Raw genomic sequence first — 18994 nt, 5'->3', positions numbered from 1 at the left:
GCAGGATTTCCTCTATAGAAGAAAATCTTTTTCAATCGGTACAAATTTTGAGGCAGAATCGATAAGATTTTGAGCAGTTAACCCTGGTACACCATACACTTCAACAGGTTTGCCAAAACGCTCTTTGATTCGCTCTACAAGGATTTCGAAATCACCGTCTCCAGATACCAAAACAATCGTATCAACCGTCTCTGCGAGTTCTATCGCGTCTAACGCAATACCCACGTCCCAGTCGCCTTTTGCACTGCCATCTCGACGCTGAATAAAGGGTTTTAACTTCACATTAAAACCAACACCACGAAGGATATGATGAAATTGACGCTGCTTTGGATCTTGGCTTGAGATTGCGTAAGCATTGGCTGTCACAACGTTACGCCCTTCCGTGGCAACATACCAAAACTGGTTATAGTCGAAGTTAGAACGGTATTTGTCGCGCGTTGTGTAGTAAACGTTCTGAACGTCGACCAAAATTGCTATGTTTTCCATAATTTCATACCTTTAGATTTTCCGTATACCCTATTCTATTCAACTCTAAAATGCGAGCCGCTTTCTTTAATAAAAATGAACTCATTGGCTATGCTTAACGTAGCTATTATTGGCTTAACGCAGATGTTATTGGCCTAACGTAACTGTTATTGGCTTAACGTCGCTACTATTAGCTTAACGTAGTTGTTATTAGCTTAACTCAGAGCTTGTTTGAGTTTATCAAGGAAGGTGGAACATGCAGTACCGACAAATAATCAGATCGTACGTTGGCAGCAACACCAATGGCTCAGTATTGCCACGTTGCTGCGCAGCGATAACCAAAGCAATATCCAACCCATTGAAAACTCTATTAACAAGCGCGGTTATGTTTATGATTCTGTCAGTCAACTCGTTGCACGCTTACCCAGCCTACTCTCACTCCAAGGCCTTGCCGCACCGCAGTGTGATCTATTTTGCACCGAAGGAGGACTCTGCCGTCAAAGAGTTTCTCAATGAAGTGTTGATCAATAACTGTCAATTGGATGAACGAGACGTGGTTATCATAGTCATCGCGGAAAGCGGCTACACAGTCCCTACTTGGCTTGAAGAAGAATTTAACTTAGAGGCGGTAACCGACAGCTATGGAATACCGAAAGGCTCACATACTGCTGTTTTGATAGGTAAAGACGGAAAAGAAAAGCATCGATGGAATGGGAAGACTGATTGGAACCTTATCACCAACATTATTGATGAGATGCCTATGCGCCAAAAAGAAATGCAGCGACAAAGTAGCCGCTGCAGTATTTGATTCTTAGTCAGCTAAGCGGTCGCTTAACACATTAACTTGTAAATTAATCAATTAAGCTTGCTTGTTAAACCAAGCCAATTTTTCATGAAGCTGAGCAACGCTACCTACCACAATCAATGCTGGGCTTTTTGCGACACTCGCAAGGTTGGCTAAGTCACTCAAACCACCACGGAACACTTTCTGTTCTTGGCGCGTACCATTTTCAATAATCGCAACAGGCATGTCTGCTCGCATACCGTTATCTAATAAGTTTTTCTGAATGTTCGGGCTCTCTTTTAAACCCATGTAAAACACGATCGTGTGATTGTGTTGAGCAAGCGAACGCCAATCAATATCTTCACCATCTTTCTTTAGATGACCAGTAATGAATTGAACGCTTTGTGCGTGATCTCTATGTGTAAGCGGAATACCCGCATACGCGGTAGCGCCTGCAGCTGCGGTGATACCGGGTACCACTTCAAATCTCACACCATTTTCAGCCAGAGTTTCGCACTCTTCACCACCACGACCAAAGATAAACGAGTCACCGCCTTTAAGGCGAACAACATGTTTATTTTCTTGCGCTTTAGTCACTAGCAGTTGGTTGATCTGATCTTGTGGTACACAGTGATGGTCGAGCTTTTTCCCCACATACAGCATTTCTGCATCGGAGTTAGCCATTGCCAAGATATCTTTAGATACTAAGCGGTCATAAACGACCACATCAGCCTGTTGGATAACACGTGCCGCTTTTAGGGTAAGTAAGTCTGGGTCACCAGGGCCCGCGCCTACTAATGAAACCAATCCTTTGGTTACTTCTTTAACATTCGATGACGATACTTCTGACATGCTGTGCTCCGAAGGTTTGCTTGTTCTATCTCAAGCTTTAATCTATGTGATAAGTCACTGTATTCATGATGACTTATCCAAATCCTTAACCCTTAGACTATCAGGTGTTGAATTAAATATTCAGTCTAAATACTAACGAAGATAGAAGTAATTATAACAAAACAGTCTATTGCGGCTATTTTACTCAATAAAAATCAACGCATTGATGATGTTTAAGGCTTTCGAACTAAAAAAGCCCCAAACATGTTGTTGGGGCTCTTAATCTCATACTAAATTACGTTTCACCGTATTCAGAATTACTTAGCACCTAGAGAAGGAACGGTTCTAGCGTGTGTTAGGAACAAAGGAACACATGTTAAGAAAAGGCCACCTACGATGTTACCAAGGATTGTAGGGATAAGGTTGAAGTTCAACCATGTCGCGATACCGAAATCAGCGCCTAGAATCATACCCAGTGGGAATAGGAACATGTTTACTACTGTATGCTCGAATACTAGTGCGAAGAAGATAAAGATTGGGAACCACATCATTGCTACACGACCAGACACAGTACGTGCTGTCATGTTACCAATCACGCCTAGACATACCATTAGGTTACAGAAGATACCGCGTACGAAACACGTGATCCATCCGTCCATACCCATGTTTTCAAAACCTAGGCTACGAGCTGTAGAAACCGCAATGAACTTTTGTGCTACTGCGTTTGGATCTAAAGAGAAGTTACCCGTTAATGAGATAGCAACCAGTACCGCAACGATTAGAGAACCGATAAGGTTACCAAGGCCAACAATACCCCAACAACGTAGAACACGCCCCCAAGTCACACCTGGGCGGTTATCGAATTTCGCTAAAGGAGCAAGGCCAAATACACCCGTCACTAGGTCGTAGCCCATAACACTTAGAATAACGAAGCCCACTGGGAACACAAGAGCGCCAACAATACCAATGCCTGTTTGCACGATAGTCGTAATTGCCACAACAACAGCAAGAGAAAGAATGATGCCTGCCATTGTGCTTCGAATCAGAAGATCGCGAGTACTTGTTTTCGTTTTCGCTTCACCCACATCGATCATCGTTTGAACGAATTCAGCTGGTTTAAAATCAGGAGACATAAGGTTGTCCTTAAAAAGTTAAAATTAAAAGTTAAAATCGGATAGGAAAAGGTTCTAGTTGCCGAACTAAGGCAATGTCGATAACTAGAACCCTTGATCTATCAAATCTTGTTACGTATTCGATTATGCTGAGATTTCAACAGCACCTTTGGTAATTCGAGCTTTATACGCTTTCACGCTGAAGTTCTCGTCTTCCATGCACACACCTGTTGCTAGGTTAAAGCGTTGTTTCTTAAGTGGGCTCGCCACCCAAAGCTCACCTTTGTGCTCAACCGTTAAACCGCGAGATAAAACGTTTGATTGGAAAAACGGGTCAGTATTACTAATAGCGAACACTTCTTCAGCTTTAGTTGGGCGGAAAATAGCAACTTGCTCACCACCAACCAATGCACAAACACCGGTACCTGGAATAATATCTTCGATCTTACAAACTTTGGTAAATGCCATGATGTCGTCTCCCAATTAAACCAGTTCAACGTGAAGGATGTCGCCCTTCGCTTCTGGGTGTTTTTCTGTAAATGTTGCTGGGCGGTGTTGTTCACGGCCATCGTTAACAAACACAACGTTTTCATCACGGTCATCAGCATTGATGAAGTGTGAGAATCGCTTAAGTTGAGCTTCATCGTTGATAGTGTCAGTCCACTCACAAGCAAAGTTACCCACTAGGCCAGCGACGTCAGCTTCGAGCTGGTCGTTGATGCCAAGTTTATTATCTACAATCACTTCACGTAGGTAGTCAACGCCGCCTTCTAGGTTATCCATCCATACCGAAGTACGTTGTAGTGGCGCAGCCGTACGGATGTAGAACATCATGAAACGATCGATGTATTTCAGCAGTGTTTCTTGGTCTAGATCGCTTGCCAATAAATCTGCGTGACGAGGCTTCATACCACCGTTGCCACACACATACATGTTCCAACCAGCGTCCGTTGCGATAATACCTAAATCTTTACCTTGAGCTTCAGCACACTCACGAGTACAGCCAGACACACCGAACTTCATCTTATGAGGAGTACGGATGCCTTTGTAACGGTTCTCGATCATCACGCCTAGGCCAACTGAATCTTGAACGCCGTAACGACACCAAGTTGAACCGACACATGTCTTAGCCATACGAAGTGCTTTTGCGTAAGCTTGACCCGTTTCGTAACCGGCTGCGATTAACTTCTTCCAGATTGCTGGTAAGTCATCTTTCTGAGCACCGAATAGACCGATACGTTGTGCACCAGTGATCTTCGTATATAGGTTGTATTCAGCCGCAACATCCGCAAGAACGCTTAGAGCTTGAGGCGTTACTTCGCCACCCGCCATGCGAGGGATAACCGAGTAAGTACCATCTTTCTGAATGTTACCTAAGAAGTTGTCGTTGGTATCGTGCAGTTTTACTAGCTCAGGCTTAAGGATGTGCTCACCCCAGCAAGAAGCAAGGATAGAACCCGCTAGAGGCTTACAGATTTCACAGCCGTAGCCTTTACCGTACTTCTCAAGTAGCTCGTCGAATGTTTTGATTTCTTCGATGCGGATTAGGTGGAAAAGCTCTTGGCGAGAGTAAGCAAAGTGCTCACAAACGTCGTTCTTCACTTCCACACCCGCTTTAGCAAGTTCAGCGATTAGCACAGAAGTCACAAGTGGAATACAACCACCACAACCTGTACCTGCGCCAGTCACTGCTTTGATATCACCAATGGTGTGGTGACCTTCAGCAACAGCTTGAGCGATCTTGCCTTTGGTTACGTCGAAACAAGAACAGATAACTGCAGTTTCCGGTAATGAGTCAGCGCCAAGCGTTGGTTTTTCACCGCCAGCGTGTGCTGGAAGAATCAATGCATCTGGATGTTCTGGTAGGTCAATTTCGTTCAACATAAGTTGAAGAAGGTCACCGTAATCAGAAGTATCGCCAACCATTACTGCGCCAAGCAGTTTCTTGTTGTCTTCAGAAACGATTAAGCGTTTGTAAACTTCTTGCTCTTCGTTTTGGTAAACGTAGCTTTTACAACCAGGAGTACGACCGTTTGCATCACCGATTGAACCTACTTTCACGCCCAGAAGCTTAAGCTTCGCAGACATGTCAGCACCTTCAAATGTGCTTTCGTTACCAACAACGTGGTCAACAGCAACGGTCGCCATTTTGTAACCCGGAGCAACAAGGCCGTAGAACGTTTGGTTCCAAGACGCACACTCACCAATCGCATAGATGTCTTTATCCGTCGTTTGACAGTGATCATTAATCTCGATACCGCCACGAGGTGCGATACCCAAGCCCATTTGACGAGCAAGTTTGTCTTGTGGGCGAATACCAGCAGAGAATACGATGAAATCTGTCTCGAGCTCTGTTCCGTCTGCAAAACGCATCACGTTACGAGCTTCAGTGCCTTCAGGAGCAATCTCAAGCGTGTTCTTGCTTGTATGTACGTTTACGCCCATACGTTCGATTTTTTGACGAAGTTGGTTACCACCCGCTAGGTCAAGTTGCTCAGCCATTAGCTTAGGAGCAAACTCAACAACGTGTGTTGTCACGCCAAGTGCTTTTAGTGCACCAGCCGCTTCAAGACCTAGTAAACCGCCACCAACAACAACACCAGACTTAGAATTCTTAGCGGTTGCTTCAATAGCTTTTAGATCTTCGATTGTGCGGTAAACAAAACAGTCTTTACCTTCGTTGCCTTTAATTGGCGGAACGAAAGGGAAAGAACCAGTAGCAAGAACAAGTTTGTCGTATTGGATTTCACGGCCAGTGCTTGAGTAAACCGTTTTTTTCTCACGGTTAACGTTGATTGCACGTTCACCGATCAGCATGTTTATGCCGTTTTTCTCGTAGAAGCCCTCTTTAACTAAAGAAAGTTCGTCTGCAGTGTGGTGTGAAAAGTAAGAAGAAAGGTGCACACGGTCATACGCAACACGTGGTTCTTCACAGAACACCGTAATGTCCATGTTCGCAACATCTGTCTTCTCGACTAAATCTTCGATATAGCGATGACCGACCATCCCGTTACCGATTACGACTAGCTTCATCTTGCTCATAAGAATTCCTGAAGGTTATATATTTCTTAACTACACGAATAATGAATTATGAAAGAAAATGAAAATATGATGTAAATCAATTACGAAAACGAACTACCCGAAAGGGGTAGAACAAAAGAGGTAGATCTGCTTGTTTATCGAGCTAAGCAAACGAATAACCTTGGTTTTGATAGGGTTTAGCGGGATTTTATATACACTTTGGCGCACTAGAAAGAGTGTTGTAAAGTTTCATAATAGGTTAGCAATAACGTAAGTAAATGACAATCATTTTCATTTACCGTTCCATTTTCTACTCTACAAATTGCCAAACCTCTTACTTCATGAAGAAGTGTGAGTAATTGTGAAGAGTCATATGATCAATTAATGGTGACAAAGCAAATACCATCTCCTCCACTATTACGCATAACGTGTCTATGACAGACGAAACTATTACCTTCGCCATTTTACTCATCCATACCTCGACACTACTCGCGGCCGCTAACAACTTAAAATGATAGAACGGTTAGGATCACGGGCTTTGTCAGACATTGTATGGATATGTATTACAGCAACTGTAATCACCCAATATCACGCGACATCTCGGTATATTAGCACTACGTTCAAAATCATAAGATGTGTCCCATGAAAGTGTTATCTTTAACTGCATTCGCTGCCACTGTTCTTCTTGTCGGTTGTAATAGTTCAAGCCAAAGCAAGCCTGTGGCAAGCCAAGAAAATGTCAAACCATCCGTTGTTCACGGGATCACAATAGAAGCAGTCCCTTCTCAGTTCTCTGCGTATTCCAAAGCAGGTTATAACCGACATGTCGCGGTCAATGCCCCCAATGGCAAATCTATCCATATTCTAATTATGGATCGCCTGAGCGATTATCAAATAGTCAAAGCAGTCAATGTTCTCAACCACTATCTAACCCCCGTTGATGGCACTAAATACGGGAGCGCTGACTCAAAACGCGATATTGCAAATGCTATGGCGAACAATGGCGCAATATTGAAGCTAATGAATTACCACGATGAGCCCCAATATAACGACGATTTGGATGGCCAACCCTTGTTCGAAGAGGAAATTCAAGTAGAAGGCGGAGAATGGTACGTTCGACAGGATTATGAAGAGCATCGCGATGCGTCTTACGAGGAAATTCTCCACCTAGTCCATGACTATGGTATTGGTGTTCTTAACTCACCTCAAAGTGGTGAATCGACATTACCTTTATTTCAAAAAGAGCTGAATACAATACAGACTCAGGCTTTACATAATACCTACACACCTCCAGTTGACACTTTGGAAGAGTGGCAAGAAGAAGTCAGTGTTGACCAAGAGTACTTTGCAGCCGTCATTGATAGCTATTACGGGCTTTGGGGGGCGTATAGTGGCGAAGGTATGTGGGGGTTATACAAAGTTAAAACTCGCGACGACTTCTCTACAAGAGATCCTAACGCGCAATATATTACGGAACAGATTTTCGCTCCAACACTGGCTTACGACGCATACATTGCAGATACATTCACCGGCACTTTTAAAATGCAATATGACCCAGCAACACCCTACACTCATCACTCTCAATATCTGACGAAACTAACGCTATCGGGCAAGAATAACGCAAATATTGAGATCAATGGATATGATAATAAGGTAACCGGAAATTTAGGTGTTAATATGGTTGTAGTACATGGTCCTAAAAGTGAATACCAAATCCACAATCTTGGGGGCGGTAAATTTCAGCTCAATGACACCGTTACTTCACGCGATGGCTTGAATACCCTATCAAGCATTGAACAAGTGCAGTTCACTGATCAGCGTTGGACTCTTTGATTCACATACACGTGTTTACTAATTAAACAGAGATATGATTCATAGCACTTGCTTCCTTAATGATTCTGAACAAAGACAGAACAAGAAATGTTTTCTAAGAACACTTTCCTACAGACGTAAAAAAGCCCGATCATTTCTGATCGGGCTTTTAAAAAAATGGAGGCGCCTCCCGGAGTCGAACCGAGGTCCACGGATTTGCAATCCGCTGCATAGCCACTCTGCCAAGGCGCCTTCAATAGTGTTTAAAGAGAACAACTCTTTTGAGTATTACCTAACAAAAGGTAACAATCCAATAGATGGTGCCCCGGGCCGGACTTGAACCGGCACAGCGCGAACGCCGAGGGATTTTAAATCCCTTGTGTCTACCAATTCCACCACCAGGGCACGCAATTCTTTATTGCGATGCCGATTACTGAAAAGTAAAACACCATCTTAATGTCAAAATGAATCAACATTACAAAATTTGGAGCGATACATCGGGTTCGAACCGATGACCTCAACCTTGGCAAGGTTGCGCTCTACCAACTGAGCTAGTATCGCAATTTCATTCTTTTAATTTCTCATTAATTAAATAAGAAAGAGAATGGAGGCGCCTCCCGGAGTCGAACCGAGGTCCACGGATTTGCAATCCGCTGCATAGCCACTCTGCCAAGGCGCCTTTATCAACATATAAATACATTGAAGTGTTTAAAGAGAACCACTCTTTGTTCAACACTCTACTTAAAGTAGAAACTAGATAGATGGTGCCCCGGGCCGGACTTGAACCGGCACAGCGCGAACGCCGAGGGATTTTAAATCCCTTGTGTCTACCAATTCCACCACCAGGGCAACGCAATCATGCGATGCTGATTACTGAAGAGTAAAACACCATCTCTCTGCGACCTAAGCCGTGAGAACGAGGTGTACTTTAACGGATAGAAAAAATTCGTCAACAGTAAATTTTATCTTTCAATTCAAGTGATTAATTATCGAACTCAAACGATTGAAATTACTACAAATCGCACAAACTGCACACACAACACCCTACATACAATACCTAATTTGACCTCGGATTAGCTATTGGACTTAACTATGGCTACCGAATTCGAATAAGAAAGCCAGTCAACAGACTGGCTTTTGTACAGAAAAGTAGTTTGAAAGCTAACCCAAACTTAATAATTTTCTTTTAAGAATTGGTATGTAGGCTTGGGAACTATTGCTTCTATACTGCTGAAATCTCGGCTTGCTAAGAACTCCCTTACTTTAGAAGCACTAATCACATCGCCATTTGTTGAAATGCGCTCAATGATTTCAACTTCAATATCATATGCAGGGAGTAGTTCCTGCATTTTTTCGTTGTATTGTTGGGTGGTTTGACACATTGGCTCATTCCCAAGGAATATCTTACTAATATTCAGCGCCTTAGCTATGTACTCACAGAAAAACCAGGCTTCCATTGATGCATCAGCTTTAGCTTCAGAAGTTTCTTTATCGAAGTAATCAGGGTAAGTCAATTCAGTACAAATAAACTTTCCGCCTCGAATAACGGTTACGTTGCCAATATGCTTGGTACTTTCAAAGACTAACTTAAATCGATCTTCGAATTTAAAGAAAGATTTATCTTCTTCGATAACAAAAATGAACAACTTATCGACACTTCTTGCCGCATACTCGATTAAGTGCAAATGTCCTTTAGTAATTGGGTTACAATTGACAGCTACGCTACCTATGACACCTTCATTACCTGTAGCATGTTGATCCAATAACTCTAAGTAAGATTTCATTTCACAAGATTCAAGTGCCTGCGCAGTATGTTTGAATAGGAAGTACTTGAACTTTTCTAGAACACACAACATTCTATTATCTAAGTCGAATTGATGCGGTACGGGTTCACTTTTCAACACAGGTATTAAATTATTTGTTACGAGCTCTCCCATTACCTTATTTCCCTTACGGGAGTAATGACAATGACGCGCGTTTAAATCAATGAAAAAGTCGCCACCTCGTGTCAACATCGTTGAGATCAATCGATAGTACAGCTGTATTTTCAACATTTTTGAATTCATCAAAGTTGAAAAAAACAATTACATCACCCTGCTTGATCTCCGTTTGTACCAAATTATTCATCGCTAGAAGCAAATTCATCCCTAGTACGCCATGATTTTCAACTCTAACGTTATCGGTTACTTTATTTATATTTTTCTGAACCTGACTGACAATTGTATTTTTGTCGCTCATACCATACGAAAAAGTTGTTGATGCTCCGAAGAAAAGCACTCGGCGATCTGATGTTTCTGGTTGGCCTGTGGTCGCTCTAAACCCATTCTGTACTGATATAACTGAGCTGTCATGATCAGATAAAGATACTTTGGTTGCTCTTACAATAGGCAGTACATCACTAAACAGCTCATCAATTTTGTTCTGCTCATCTTTGCTATAGAGTGATTTGATGTAAGTCGGTGGACTATTCCTGCGACTCCAATCTCTTCTCTGCTTTAGATAGAGCTTTGTGTTGTTAACAAGGTCCCTTTCCTCTTTAGACAGTTTAGTTAAATGTTCTTCTCCACTTTTAACATCAATGAGAACTGAAGATGCTCCTTTTGTAGCAATGTACGATTTGATAAAGGCCACTTTATCAGAGTCGTTCACACTTGAATTTAAGATATCCAAACTCTTTACAAGATTAGTACTTTCAGTAGTGGAATCTAATGAAACTTCAAGCTCTTTTGATTTTTCTGAGTCACCATTCATTAAATATAAATTCAATAACATGAAACAATATTCATTTTTTTTGAATTTGTAGACTAACTCTTCTATAAGACTAGTTGCTTTTTTATAGTCTTTTTTTTGTACATATAGCTCAGCAAGCCTAAGGTTTTTAGACATCTTGATTTTTGAAGGTAGTATAGGAAGTAATCTATATAAGTTTTTTAATATCCAGTAAAACGTTAACTTATGCGATTGACTTTTTGATAGCATGAATAGAGCCTTTTACATTATCTTTATAACTTCGAAATTTCGAAGATGCTACCATATTAAATTTTCAATAATGTAAGGTTAAGTAAGGCATTGTATTTATCTTAGTTACAAACCGTATTATTTAAAAAAGCTTACTTATTAGACAACACTCGAATTGTTATTAAAAAATATCAATAAATGTTACAATTTAATATTATATAGAACAGTTTTAATACAAACTGAATGTCATTCCATCGTTTATTCCCCCCTTCATCTCTGTTTCATAATCTAAGGCTATAGTATTTAAAATACTGTCAAAACGATGGGTACCCGTGAAACCACTAAAACGATACCAATATGAACGCTACGCCGTGCTCTGCAACCTCGCCTACCCTAGAGTATTTAAACAAACTCGTTATGGTTTTGATCCGAATGGACAGCGCATCATAAAGAATCAGTTTGGCAAAACCATGATTCGAGTCTTATGGAGCAGCGACAAAGATGAAGTGGTCGTGGTTATCAAGGGGTCACACAGCGTTTCTGACTGGCTACTCACTTTTGCACTATGGACCAGAAGCTGTAAAAGGATTGGGTTGAACTATCGGGTACACGCTGGCTTCTATCATCTTATGTTCCAAGAAAGCCAACCAGGTCATAACGAAGACAAGCTTGGGCAAACCGTTATCGAACGCTTAGAAGCCACGCTCTTGCCTTTGTTAGAGCAAGGGAAAAGAATTTCTATTACTGGGCACTCTTCTGGTGGCTCTATTGGTTGTGTATTTGCTGACTACCTAGACCAAAAGTATCCAGGCTGTATCAAACGAATTGTGACTTTTGGACAACCTGCAATTGGTGATTGGAGTTTTAAAAAGAACTACCGTTTGAGCAAGAAAACCTACCGTATCTGTTGTGACATCGATATTGTCACCTTCATGCCGCCCGTGCCACTGCTGTATTGGCATGTAGGGAAAGTACTTTGGCTCTATAACGGCAGGATCTATGAAAACACACCGACGTTAATACGCCTTGGACGCTCAATTTTCAGTTGGTTGATCCGGCCTTTCTCTTATCACCTAATGAGCAAGTATATTCGTAACAAAGATTTCTTCGATAAGCACTGAGGCAGTGAATTAAGTTGATGCTGGCTGCATAAAAAAGAGCACAAGCCTGTAATGACTTGTGCTCTTTATGGTTTTAACTGCACTTAAAGTTTAAATCTTGATAGTTCCTGTTTGAGATCGTTAGCTAAGTGGCTGAGCTGATCGGCTTGCGAAACTGCATCTGTCGCATCAAGCGCCATCACATCACTAACTTCACGAACAGACTCAGTATTCGCATTGATTTCCGCGGTAACTAAAGATTGTTCTTCAGCGGCAGAAGCAATCTGAGTCGCCATATCACTGATCATCTGAATCGCTTCACGGATTTGAGCTAGGCTCTCTCCGGCCATGTCCACGTCATGTACGCTTGTTTTCGCCATATCATGGCTTTGTGTCATCACTTTCACCGCACCATTGGTCGCTTGTTGTAAGCGTTTGATCTTGTCTTCGATCTCTTCTGTTGAAGCATGAGTACGTTGAGAAAGCACACGAACCTCGTCAGCCACCACAGCAAAACCTCTGCCTTGTTCGCCTGCCCTAGCCGCTTCAATGGCCGCATTGAGCGCGAGTAAGTTAGTTTGCTCCGCTATTTCACGAATCGTCGCTAAGATAGACGCGATTTGTTGACCATGCTCTTCAAGCTCGCTGATGATAGACACAGCGCTTGTTAGCTCAGTAGCAAGTTCATTGATCGATGATTGGCTTTTGGCCATCTGTTGGAAACCTTGCTCGCTCAACTCCACCGAATGAGTCGCACTTTTGGCCGTACTCTCAGCATTCGTGGCGATTTCGGCTGTTGCTGTCGCCATTTCTGTCACAGCCGTTGCTACCATAGTGATCTCATCTTGTTGTCTGCTTACACTATCACTGCGCTTCAACGCACTGGTATTAGCATGCTCGGCACCGCTGTTCATCGCGGTAGAAACTTGAGTGACGTTTTGCATCATTTGATGGAGTCGATCAACGAAGACATTAAATTTATCGGCAAGTTGACCCACCTCATCTTGGCTCGACACTTGTAGTCTTTGGGTGAGGTCGCCTTCCCCTTCCGCAATATCAGCTAATGCTTCACTCACTCGACCCAGTTCAACTAATTGACGAGCCACAAACCATGAGGTTGCTACAGCCATAACGATCAATACAATCAAACCTGTGGTAATTTGGCTAATCAACATATCGAACAGGGGCTGCTCTAGTACGTCTTTATCCATTTCAATCACAAGTAACCAGTCAGTGCCTTTAATTGGCTCAGCCATGATGACTCGCTCGGCACCATCCACTTGCGTAAAGATCGTCGTCAAGTTCTGCGCAGCACTGTTTAATCCAGAAACACTTAATTCAGGTGCTATCTCTTTGACTTCCTTAAGGATGAAATCTTTATTCTTATGAGCAACGACCGTGCCTTGCTTATCAATTAGTATCGCTCGTCCATTACCTGGAACCTGAATAGCCAACACATCTTCAATTAGCTTGTCTAACGCAAGATTAGATGCCACAACACCGATGATTGAACCATTTTCGGTCACAGGATCGGTCAGTGTCACCACCAAGGTTTGCATCGTCACACTCACATACGGCTTTGTTGTCACAGCTCGATTTTCAGCCAATGTTTGTTTATACCAACCTCGGACTCTTGGGTCGTAACCCGCTTTATTCAATGAAGGATCATGGCGAAACATCTCACCTTCTTTGTTACCGTAATAGCTCAATCCAAACCCACCAGATACCAAGGTTTGACGTAAATGAGGAACGATATCTATTGAAGGGTTAAGCTGTACTTGTTGCTTAAGCCCGTGTACTGCTTGCTTCTTATCGTAAAACCAGTCGCTGATGCCTTTTGCATGAGCTTGAAGCGTATTGCGGCTTTCACTTTCGATTGCTTGCCAGCTGTTTGTTTGAAACGTCTTATAACCCATGAAAAGAAGAATGGCAGATGTAACAGCAATCGCCAAAACTACAGAGAAAACCATTTTCCTCTTTAGACTAAATTGCATATTTAAGAACCTCTTATAGAACAATTAAAGAAATATAAAAGAGGGACACTATCACTCATACACATGTTTTAATTTGGGTTATCCCATAAAACAATGAAACAAATTGAGCATTATGGTTAATTGTGACTTTGGTTTATTTACCTGTCTATCAACAAAGGTTCAACTTAGGATCTCATCAAAATAGAGTGGGTCTATGAAAGGTAAAGGGGAGAAATGAAGAGGCAAGGATGGAGAAACAAGAAACAAAGAAGCCAGAAACGAAAAACCAGCCACAAGGACTGGTTTCTTCTAAATGATGGAGGCGCCTCCCGGAGTCGAACCGAGGTCCACGGATTTGCAATCCGCTGCATAGCCACTCTGCCAAGGCGCCTTCAAGTCGTGTTTTAAGAGAACGACTCTGTTGATCACTACCAAACAAGATAACAATCAAATAGATGGTGCCCCGGGCCGGACTTGAACCGGCACAGCGCGAACGCCGAGGGATTTTAAATCCCTTGTGTCTACCAATTCCACCACCAGGGCACGCAATTCTTTATTGCGATGCCGATTACTGAAAAGTAAAACACCATCTTAATGTAAAATGAATCAACATTACAAAATTTGGAGCGATACATCGGGTTCGAACCGATGACCTCAACCTTGGCAAGGTTGCGCTCTACCAACTGAGCTAGTATCGCAATTTCATTCGTCTAATTTCTCATTAACTAAATAAGAGAGAAAGAGAATGGAGGCGCCTCCCGGAGTCGAACCGAGGTCCACGGATTTGCAATCCGCTGCATAGCCACTCTGCCAAGGCGCCATTTTTCAACACGTTAGAACCGACTAAACGTTAGCCCCGCTGTGTTCGGGTGCCTACTTTACGGATTGAGTGAAGATAGTCAAACAAAAATGTGAATTTAAATTCTGTTTGCTGACATTTAAATCAAATTGCTGCATGTTCGATCTTTTTATTCAAAAAGCATACAGCAAAGTCGATTCATTTAAGGAGTTTGCGCCCTACCACTTTTTCATGAAGCGGCCAACGAGGCTTGGATGATACGACCAACAGTGATCAAACATGGTCATAAGTTGAGGGTTACCGTACTTAGAAAGACTAACTGCATGGAAACGGTTTTTGTGCGTTTTAAGTTTCTCAACTTGAGCAATCATTTCATCAGACTGCTTTGGTGCGATAAAGTCAGAAAGAACGATCAAATCAGCATTCTTGTACTTGTCGCCCATCATCAAATCTATCGACTTCATTAGCACTGGCTCAAGGTCTGTCCCGCCGTGGAATGAGTAACTTAGGAAGTCACTGGCTTCACGTAGGCCGTCTTGTCGCGTCAATTCATAAGTAATGTGTTCTGAAGAGAACAAAATCACATAACAGTCGCGTTCTTCAGCTAAGGCGATTTGCATCAAGGCATAAGCCATCGCTTTTGCCGACTGTTCTGGGAAACCACTCATTGAACCGGACGCATCCACACAAACAATAAATGGGCCTTTTTCAATGTCCACCGATTTGCTGTCTGGCTTTTGAGCTTTGACTTTACGTAGGGTTCGAGATTTACCTTGCGAACGATAGCTAAGCAAACGCTTGTCGGCCAAGTGTTTGTAGAAAATGACTTCTAACTCTGGGTACGCTAAGAACATGGTTTCGTTCGGCAGCATCTTGTTGAGGTCATCACTTTCGTGGATTCCAACAATATCATCGACTGCCTCATCGCTCTTCTCTTCAACCATCTGTAGTTCTTCTACAGGGGCTTTGTGCAAAGAAGGGTCATCTTCTAAGCCAGCCATGCGACCGAGTTTTTCAGCAATTTCTTGAAGGCCTTTGTGCTTATTTAGAAACTCCGCATGACGCTTCATTACTGTTAGGTCGGTTTTACTCAACTTAGCCGAAGCCATGTCCCACAAGCGCCCTACACTGCCTTCATCACCAGACTCCGTCACTTTATCCATGTTTTTCATGGTTTCCATGCGTTGATAAAGGTCAGCTAAGACTTTTTCTTTGCTTGTTTCAAGTTCGGTTACTTGAGCTTGTTTAATGGCGTCTGACAGTGATTGGTACCATTGGTCGCAAAAATAGTGTGGAAACATCGCGTTATAAACGCCTTTGTTGTTTTCCATCAAGCGTCTTGCTTGTAGATAAAACGCCGAGTGCCACTCCAGTTTTTTGATAACACTATCGATCTCGTCAAAGAACTGAGGTTCATCCCAATAGATCACTTCTTGGTAAAGTGCGATTTCCTCTTGGAACCTATCGGTTTCACACACTTTAGTGACGCGTTTTTTTACTTTACCGCGCCACTTAACCAAATGGTTTTTAACCGACGTTTTCACGCCCTTGTTCTCAGCAGCCATCATGACTTGAGAACGAGCGATGAGATCATTCATCGCTGTATCAATGATTCCTGAGTCAGCTACCATCAAAGCGAGGTTTAAGCCGTCTGCTCCTAACATATGCTCTCCCCTTACTCGAAGTACTGACTCATGAACTTAATGCGCTGTGCGATCTTACTGCTCTTCACTTTCGTGGTTTCAAGATCTTGCGTTACAGCTTGCAAGCTTGCTTCCATTGCCTTCGGTAAATCAGGATCAATATAGTTGTGAGGCAACGCATCATGGAATTCAGTTCGAACTCTCTTTAACTTAAATTCAGCCTCAGTTAACTGTTCTAAGGCTTTCTCAGCGCCACTCAACCACTTGTTATACAATTCTTGGTCTAAACCGTCGGTAGTAACCACACTCACCAATACAGAGCGATTGGCAATATCTTTAATCACTAATTGGTTCGATGCATCCAAGTCGAGTTTTAAACGGCATAGGTTTTTATTTTCATTTACGTAACCGTAAATATCGCCGTGGCCTTCTTTAAGCGCACGGTCAAAATCATCCTTGGCTACATATACCCAACGGCTATCGCCTTTCTCAGATTCAGAAACCGACATGTTGCTTTGCAGCATAACCAGTTTAACTAGGTTGTAAGCGCTGCCGACGCTGTACATTTTCGCGTTCTTGATATCATTTTGGTAAACATCTTTACGCAGTAAGCCGCTGGTTGATTCCATAGAGAGCGACACCGATAACGTTGATTCAACATCATCTTGAATTTCTTCAAGCTCTTCACGTGACATTTCGATTTGAGATTTCGACTCCTGCTGATCAAACGCTCGGTTCAATGCAAAATCTTTTACCACACTACGAACTACGTCTCGCGATTCTGGACTATGCCATAAACAATCTTGCAGTAGCATAATATCCAGCGGGTTTACGCTATCACGACCACTGAAGAATGCGCTTGCCTTCAACAGCTTGACCGCTTTCTTCCAGCGTCTGTCCGATACATATAGATCAGTTTCAGTAGCCGAACTTTGCTTTTTGACAGTCTCTTCAAGCATGGTTTTCAGTTCAAATAGCTTGTTAAACGAGTTATCCGTCAATTCCAAGTTATCGAGCTCTTTCTGCCATTGATGGTATTCAATATCAGTAATCGCCAAACCTTTTGGAATCACAGCTTCCTGAGAAGTACCCGTCGTCAGCATCGATTTGAAGTTTTGTTTGTTTTGAATACGGTTTACAAACACACGAACCAGCATCCGGTCGTAAAGAGCTTCTAAGCCGCTGTCTTCATCTGGAAGTTCGTTAGATGCAGACACTAATAAACGCATCGGCACGCGCTCGATGTCTGCGCCATTTTTGAACGTCTTTTCGTTAACGACCGTGAGCAAAGTATTTAGGATTGCAGGACCTGCTTTCCAGATCTCATCAAGAAATACAACTTGTGCGGTTGGTAGGTAACCCTCGGTCAGTCTTACGTAACGACCGTTGTCTTTTAATTCTTGGATACTTAGCGGGCCAAACACTTCCTCTGGTGTAGAGAAACGTGTCATCAAATATTCGAAGTAGCTACTGTTGTCAAAAGCTTGGATGAGGCGTTTAGCGATAAGACTTTTTGCAATACCCGGAGGGCCTAATAGGAACACACTTTCACCGGCAAGAGCCGCCAGTAAACAAAGCTTAATGGTGTCTTCTCTTTCGTAAACGCCATCTGAGAGAGCATGCGCTAATTTGTTGATTCTTTCAGAGAGTAGCGCCTTGTCAGCATGTGAGGAAATAGAAGGGTTCATGCGTTACTCCGAAAATCTTTGAACAGTTGAGAGTGTAGATACGTTTTTATACATTTGTTAGCACTTTGTTACAAGTATCTTTTATTATTGAGTTGCCTTTATATCAGATGGTTACGCTGCAATTTTCGCGTAATCATAGATTCCAATTATGAGAGTAACATCACGAACGGCGTCAAATTAAATCTATTGCTAAGCCTAATTTTTCTTTTATTTTCGACACCATAGACGTTATGGTGGTACACGTCTTCAGTTATACGAAAAATTGGCAAGGAATGTGGCCAAATTGCATGAGTAAAGTTATCCATCAATGGAAAAGTATTTCTCTCATCGAAGAGAACGTGACGCTCCCTACGAACGTCGTGGTAAAACATACAACAATACACCACCCCGGCGCGGCCGTTATTCTTCCTATCACTTCGTCAGGAAAAATCATCCTCATTAATCAGTTTCGTCCTTCTCTTAAGAAATGGCTTTTGGAGCTACCTGCAGGCACGATGGAAATTGATGAGACACCTCTTCAATGTGCCCAGCGCGAACTGGAAGAAGAAACCGGTTACAGTGCAACTTTTTTTCAGAGCTTAGGACAAGTCACACCTTTGGCTGGATTCTGCGATGAGATTCAGCATTTATTTGTCGCAAAACATCTTAGCCTCACTACCCGATTTGAATGCGACGAAGATGAAGTTATAGAAGTGATAGAGCTGAGCTTAGAAGAGCTGCACAACAAAATACGACACGATCAAATCACCGATACAAAAACTATCGCTTGTTTAAGCAAAGCCCAACTATGTGGCTATCTATAGCCAAT

General features: G+C 42.5%; 14 protein-coding genes and 9 tRNA genes. 4 read left to right on the top strand and 19 right to left on the bottom strand.

Annotated elements, in window-relative coordinates; genetic code table 11:
* Positions 1–12 precede the first annotated feature (12 nt).
* Positions 13–486 carry a LabA-like NYN domain-containing protein gene (locus AC3CHU_RS22685; protein ID WP_046223538.1) on the bottom strand — a complete coding sequence of 158 codons (474 nt, stop codon included), beginning with the start codon at positions 484–486 and terminating at the stop codon, positions 13–15.
* 235 nt (positions 487–721) lie between these two features.
* Here AC3CHU_RS22685 and AC3CHU_RS22680 point away from each other — a divergent pair, with 235 nt between their 5' ends.
* Entirely contained in the window at positions 722–1273 is a 552-nt protein-coding gene (locus AC3CHU_RS22680; RefSeq protein WP_065206174.1) for a DUF4174 domain-containing protein, read from the top strand.
* A 51-nt stretch (positions 1274–1324) separates the two neighbouring features.
* Here AC3CHU_RS22680 and cobA read toward each other — a convergent pair whose 3' ends face one another.
* The 4 genes from cobA to nirB all read right to left on the bottom strand — a co-directional run bounded on the left by cobA (position 1325) and on the right by nirB (position 6234).
* Entirely contained in the window at positions 1325–2101 is a 777-nt protein-coding gene (gene cobA / locus AC3CHU_RS22675; RefSeq protein WP_017079292.1) for a uroporphyrinogen-III C-methyltransferase, read from the bottom strand.
* 296 nt (positions 2102–2397) lie between these two features.
* Positions 2398–3213, bottom strand: a complete 816-nt coding sequence (locus tag AC3CHU_RS22670) for a formate/nitrite transporter family protein (RefSeq protein WP_488525740.1) — start codon at positions 3211–3213, stop codon at positions 2398–2400.
* A gap of 123 nt (positions 3214–3336) precedes the next feature.
* Complete coding sequence (gene nirD, locus AC3CHU_RS22665; RefSeq protein WP_004731122.1) at positions 3337–3660, bottom strand: nitrite reductase small subunit NirD; 324 nt, start codon at positions 3658–3660, stop codon at positions 3337–3339.
* A gap of 15 nt (positions 3661–3675) precedes the next feature.
* Entirely contained in the window at positions 3676–6234 is a 2559-nt protein-coding gene (nirB, locus tag AC3CHU_RS22660; protein ID WP_488525739.1) for a nitrite reductase large subunit NirB, read from the bottom strand.
* Positions 6235–6855: 621 nt separating this feature from the next.
* Here nirB and AC3CHU_RS22655 point away from each other — a divergent pair.
* Entirely contained in the window at positions 6856–8046 is a 1191-nt protein-coding gene (locus tag AC3CHU_RS22655) for a hypothetical protein (protein WP_488525738.1), read from the top strand.
* A 157-nt stretch (positions 8047–8203) separates the two neighbouring features.
* Here the strand turns inward: AC3CHU_RS22655 and AC3CHU_RS22650 are convergent.
* The 7 genes from AC3CHU_RS22650 to AC3CHU_RS22620 form a co-directional block, all read right to left on the bottom strand.
* Positions 8204–8277 (bottom strand) — tRNA-Cys (locus tag AC3CHU_RS22650).
* 66 nt (positions 8278–8343) lie between these two features.
* A tRNA-Leu gene (locus AC3CHU_RS22645) sits at positions 8344–8430 on the bottom strand.
* An 80-nt stretch (positions 8431–8510) separates the two neighbouring features.
* Positions 8511–8586: transfer RNA gene (locus tag AC3CHU_RS22640), tRNA-Gly, on the bottom strand.
* A gap of 44 nt (positions 8587–8630) precedes the next feature.
* Positions 8631–8704: transfer RNA gene (locus AC3CHU_RS22635), tRNA-Cys, on the bottom strand.
* Positions 8705–8787: 83 nt separating this feature from the next.
* Positions 8788–8874 (bottom strand) — tRNA-Leu (locus AC3CHU_RS22630).
* Between the two features lie 323 nt (positions 8875–9197).
* Positions 9198–9962, bottom strand: coding sequence for a nucleotidyl transferase family protein (locus tag AC3CHU_RS22625; RefSeq protein ID WP_488525737.1), 765 nt, complete (start codon positions 9960–9962; stop codon positions 9198–9200).
* Between the two features lie 46 nt (positions 9963–10008).
* Positions 10009–10911 carry an SGNH/GDSL hydrolase family protein gene (locus AC3CHU_RS22620; RefSeq protein ID WP_488525736.1) on the bottom strand — a complete coding sequence of 301 codons (903 nt, stop codon included), beginning with the start codon at positions 10909–10911 and terminating at the stop codon, positions 10009–10011.
* A gap of 404 nt (positions 10912–11315) precedes the next feature.
* On the opposite strand from AC3CHU_RS22620, the gene AC3CHU_RS22615 reads away from it, so the two are divergent.
* Positions 11316–12104 carry a lipase family protein gene (locus AC3CHU_RS22615; RefSeq protein WP_488525735.1) on the top strand — a complete coding sequence of 263 codons (789 nt, stop codon included), beginning with the start codon at positions 11316–11318 and terminating at the stop codon, positions 12102–12104.
* An 83-nt stretch (positions 12105–12187) separates the two neighbouring features.
* Here the strand turns inward: AC3CHU_RS22615 and AC3CHU_RS22610 are convergent, their stop codons facing one another.
* From AC3CHU_RS22610 to AC3CHU_RS22580, 7 genes are all read right to left on the bottom strand, one after another.
* Positions 12188–14077, bottom strand: coding sequence for a methyl-accepting chemotaxis protein (locus AC3CHU_RS22610; RefSeq protein ID WP_488519095.1), 1890 nt, complete (start codon positions 14075–14077; stop codon positions 12188–12190).
* A gap of 296 nt (positions 14078–14373) precedes the next feature.
* Positions 14374–14447: transfer RNA gene (locus tag AC3CHU_RS22605), tRNA-Cys, on the bottom strand.
* A 65-nt stretch (positions 14448–14512) separates the two neighbouring features.
* Positions 14513–14599 (bottom strand) — tRNA-Leu (locus tag AC3CHU_RS22600).
* Positions 14600–14678: 79 nt separating this feature from the next.
* Positions 14679–14754: transfer RNA gene (locus tag AC3CHU_RS22595), tRNA-Gly, on the bottom strand.
* A gap of 48 nt (positions 14755–14802) precedes the next feature.
* Positions 14803–14876 (bottom strand) — tRNA-Cys (locus AC3CHU_RS22590).
* A gap of 197 nt (positions 14877–15073) precedes the next feature.
* On the bottom strand, positions 15074–16519 hold the full coding sequence (gene viaA / locus AC3CHU_RS22585) for an ATPase RavA stimulator ViaA (RefSeq protein ID WP_065105819.1): 1446 nt from the start codon (positions 16517–16519) through the stop codon (positions 15074–15076).
* 11 nt (positions 16520–16530) lie between these two features.
* Positions 16531–18186: an ATPase RavA domain-containing protein gene (locus AC3CHU_RS22580; protein ID WP_171308899.1), complete on the bottom strand. Its 1656-nt coding sequence runs from the start codon at positions 18184–18186 to the stop codon at positions 16531–16533.
* 287 nt (positions 18187–18473) lie between these two features.
* Here AC3CHU_RS22580 and AC3CHU_RS22575 point away from each other — a divergent pair, with 287 nt between their 5' ends.
* Positions 18474–18989, top strand: a complete 516-nt coding sequence (locus tag AC3CHU_RS22575) for an NUDIX hydrolase (RefSeq protein ID WP_065206181.1) — start codon at positions 18474–18476, stop codon at positions 18987–18989.
* Positions 18990–18994 lie beyond the last annotated feature (5 nt).

The organism is Vibrio sp. QJM3NY_39 (genome assembly GCF_057785895.1).
Note: the sequence above shows the minus strand (reverse complement) of the source record. Positions and strands in the feature narration are given on the sequence as shown.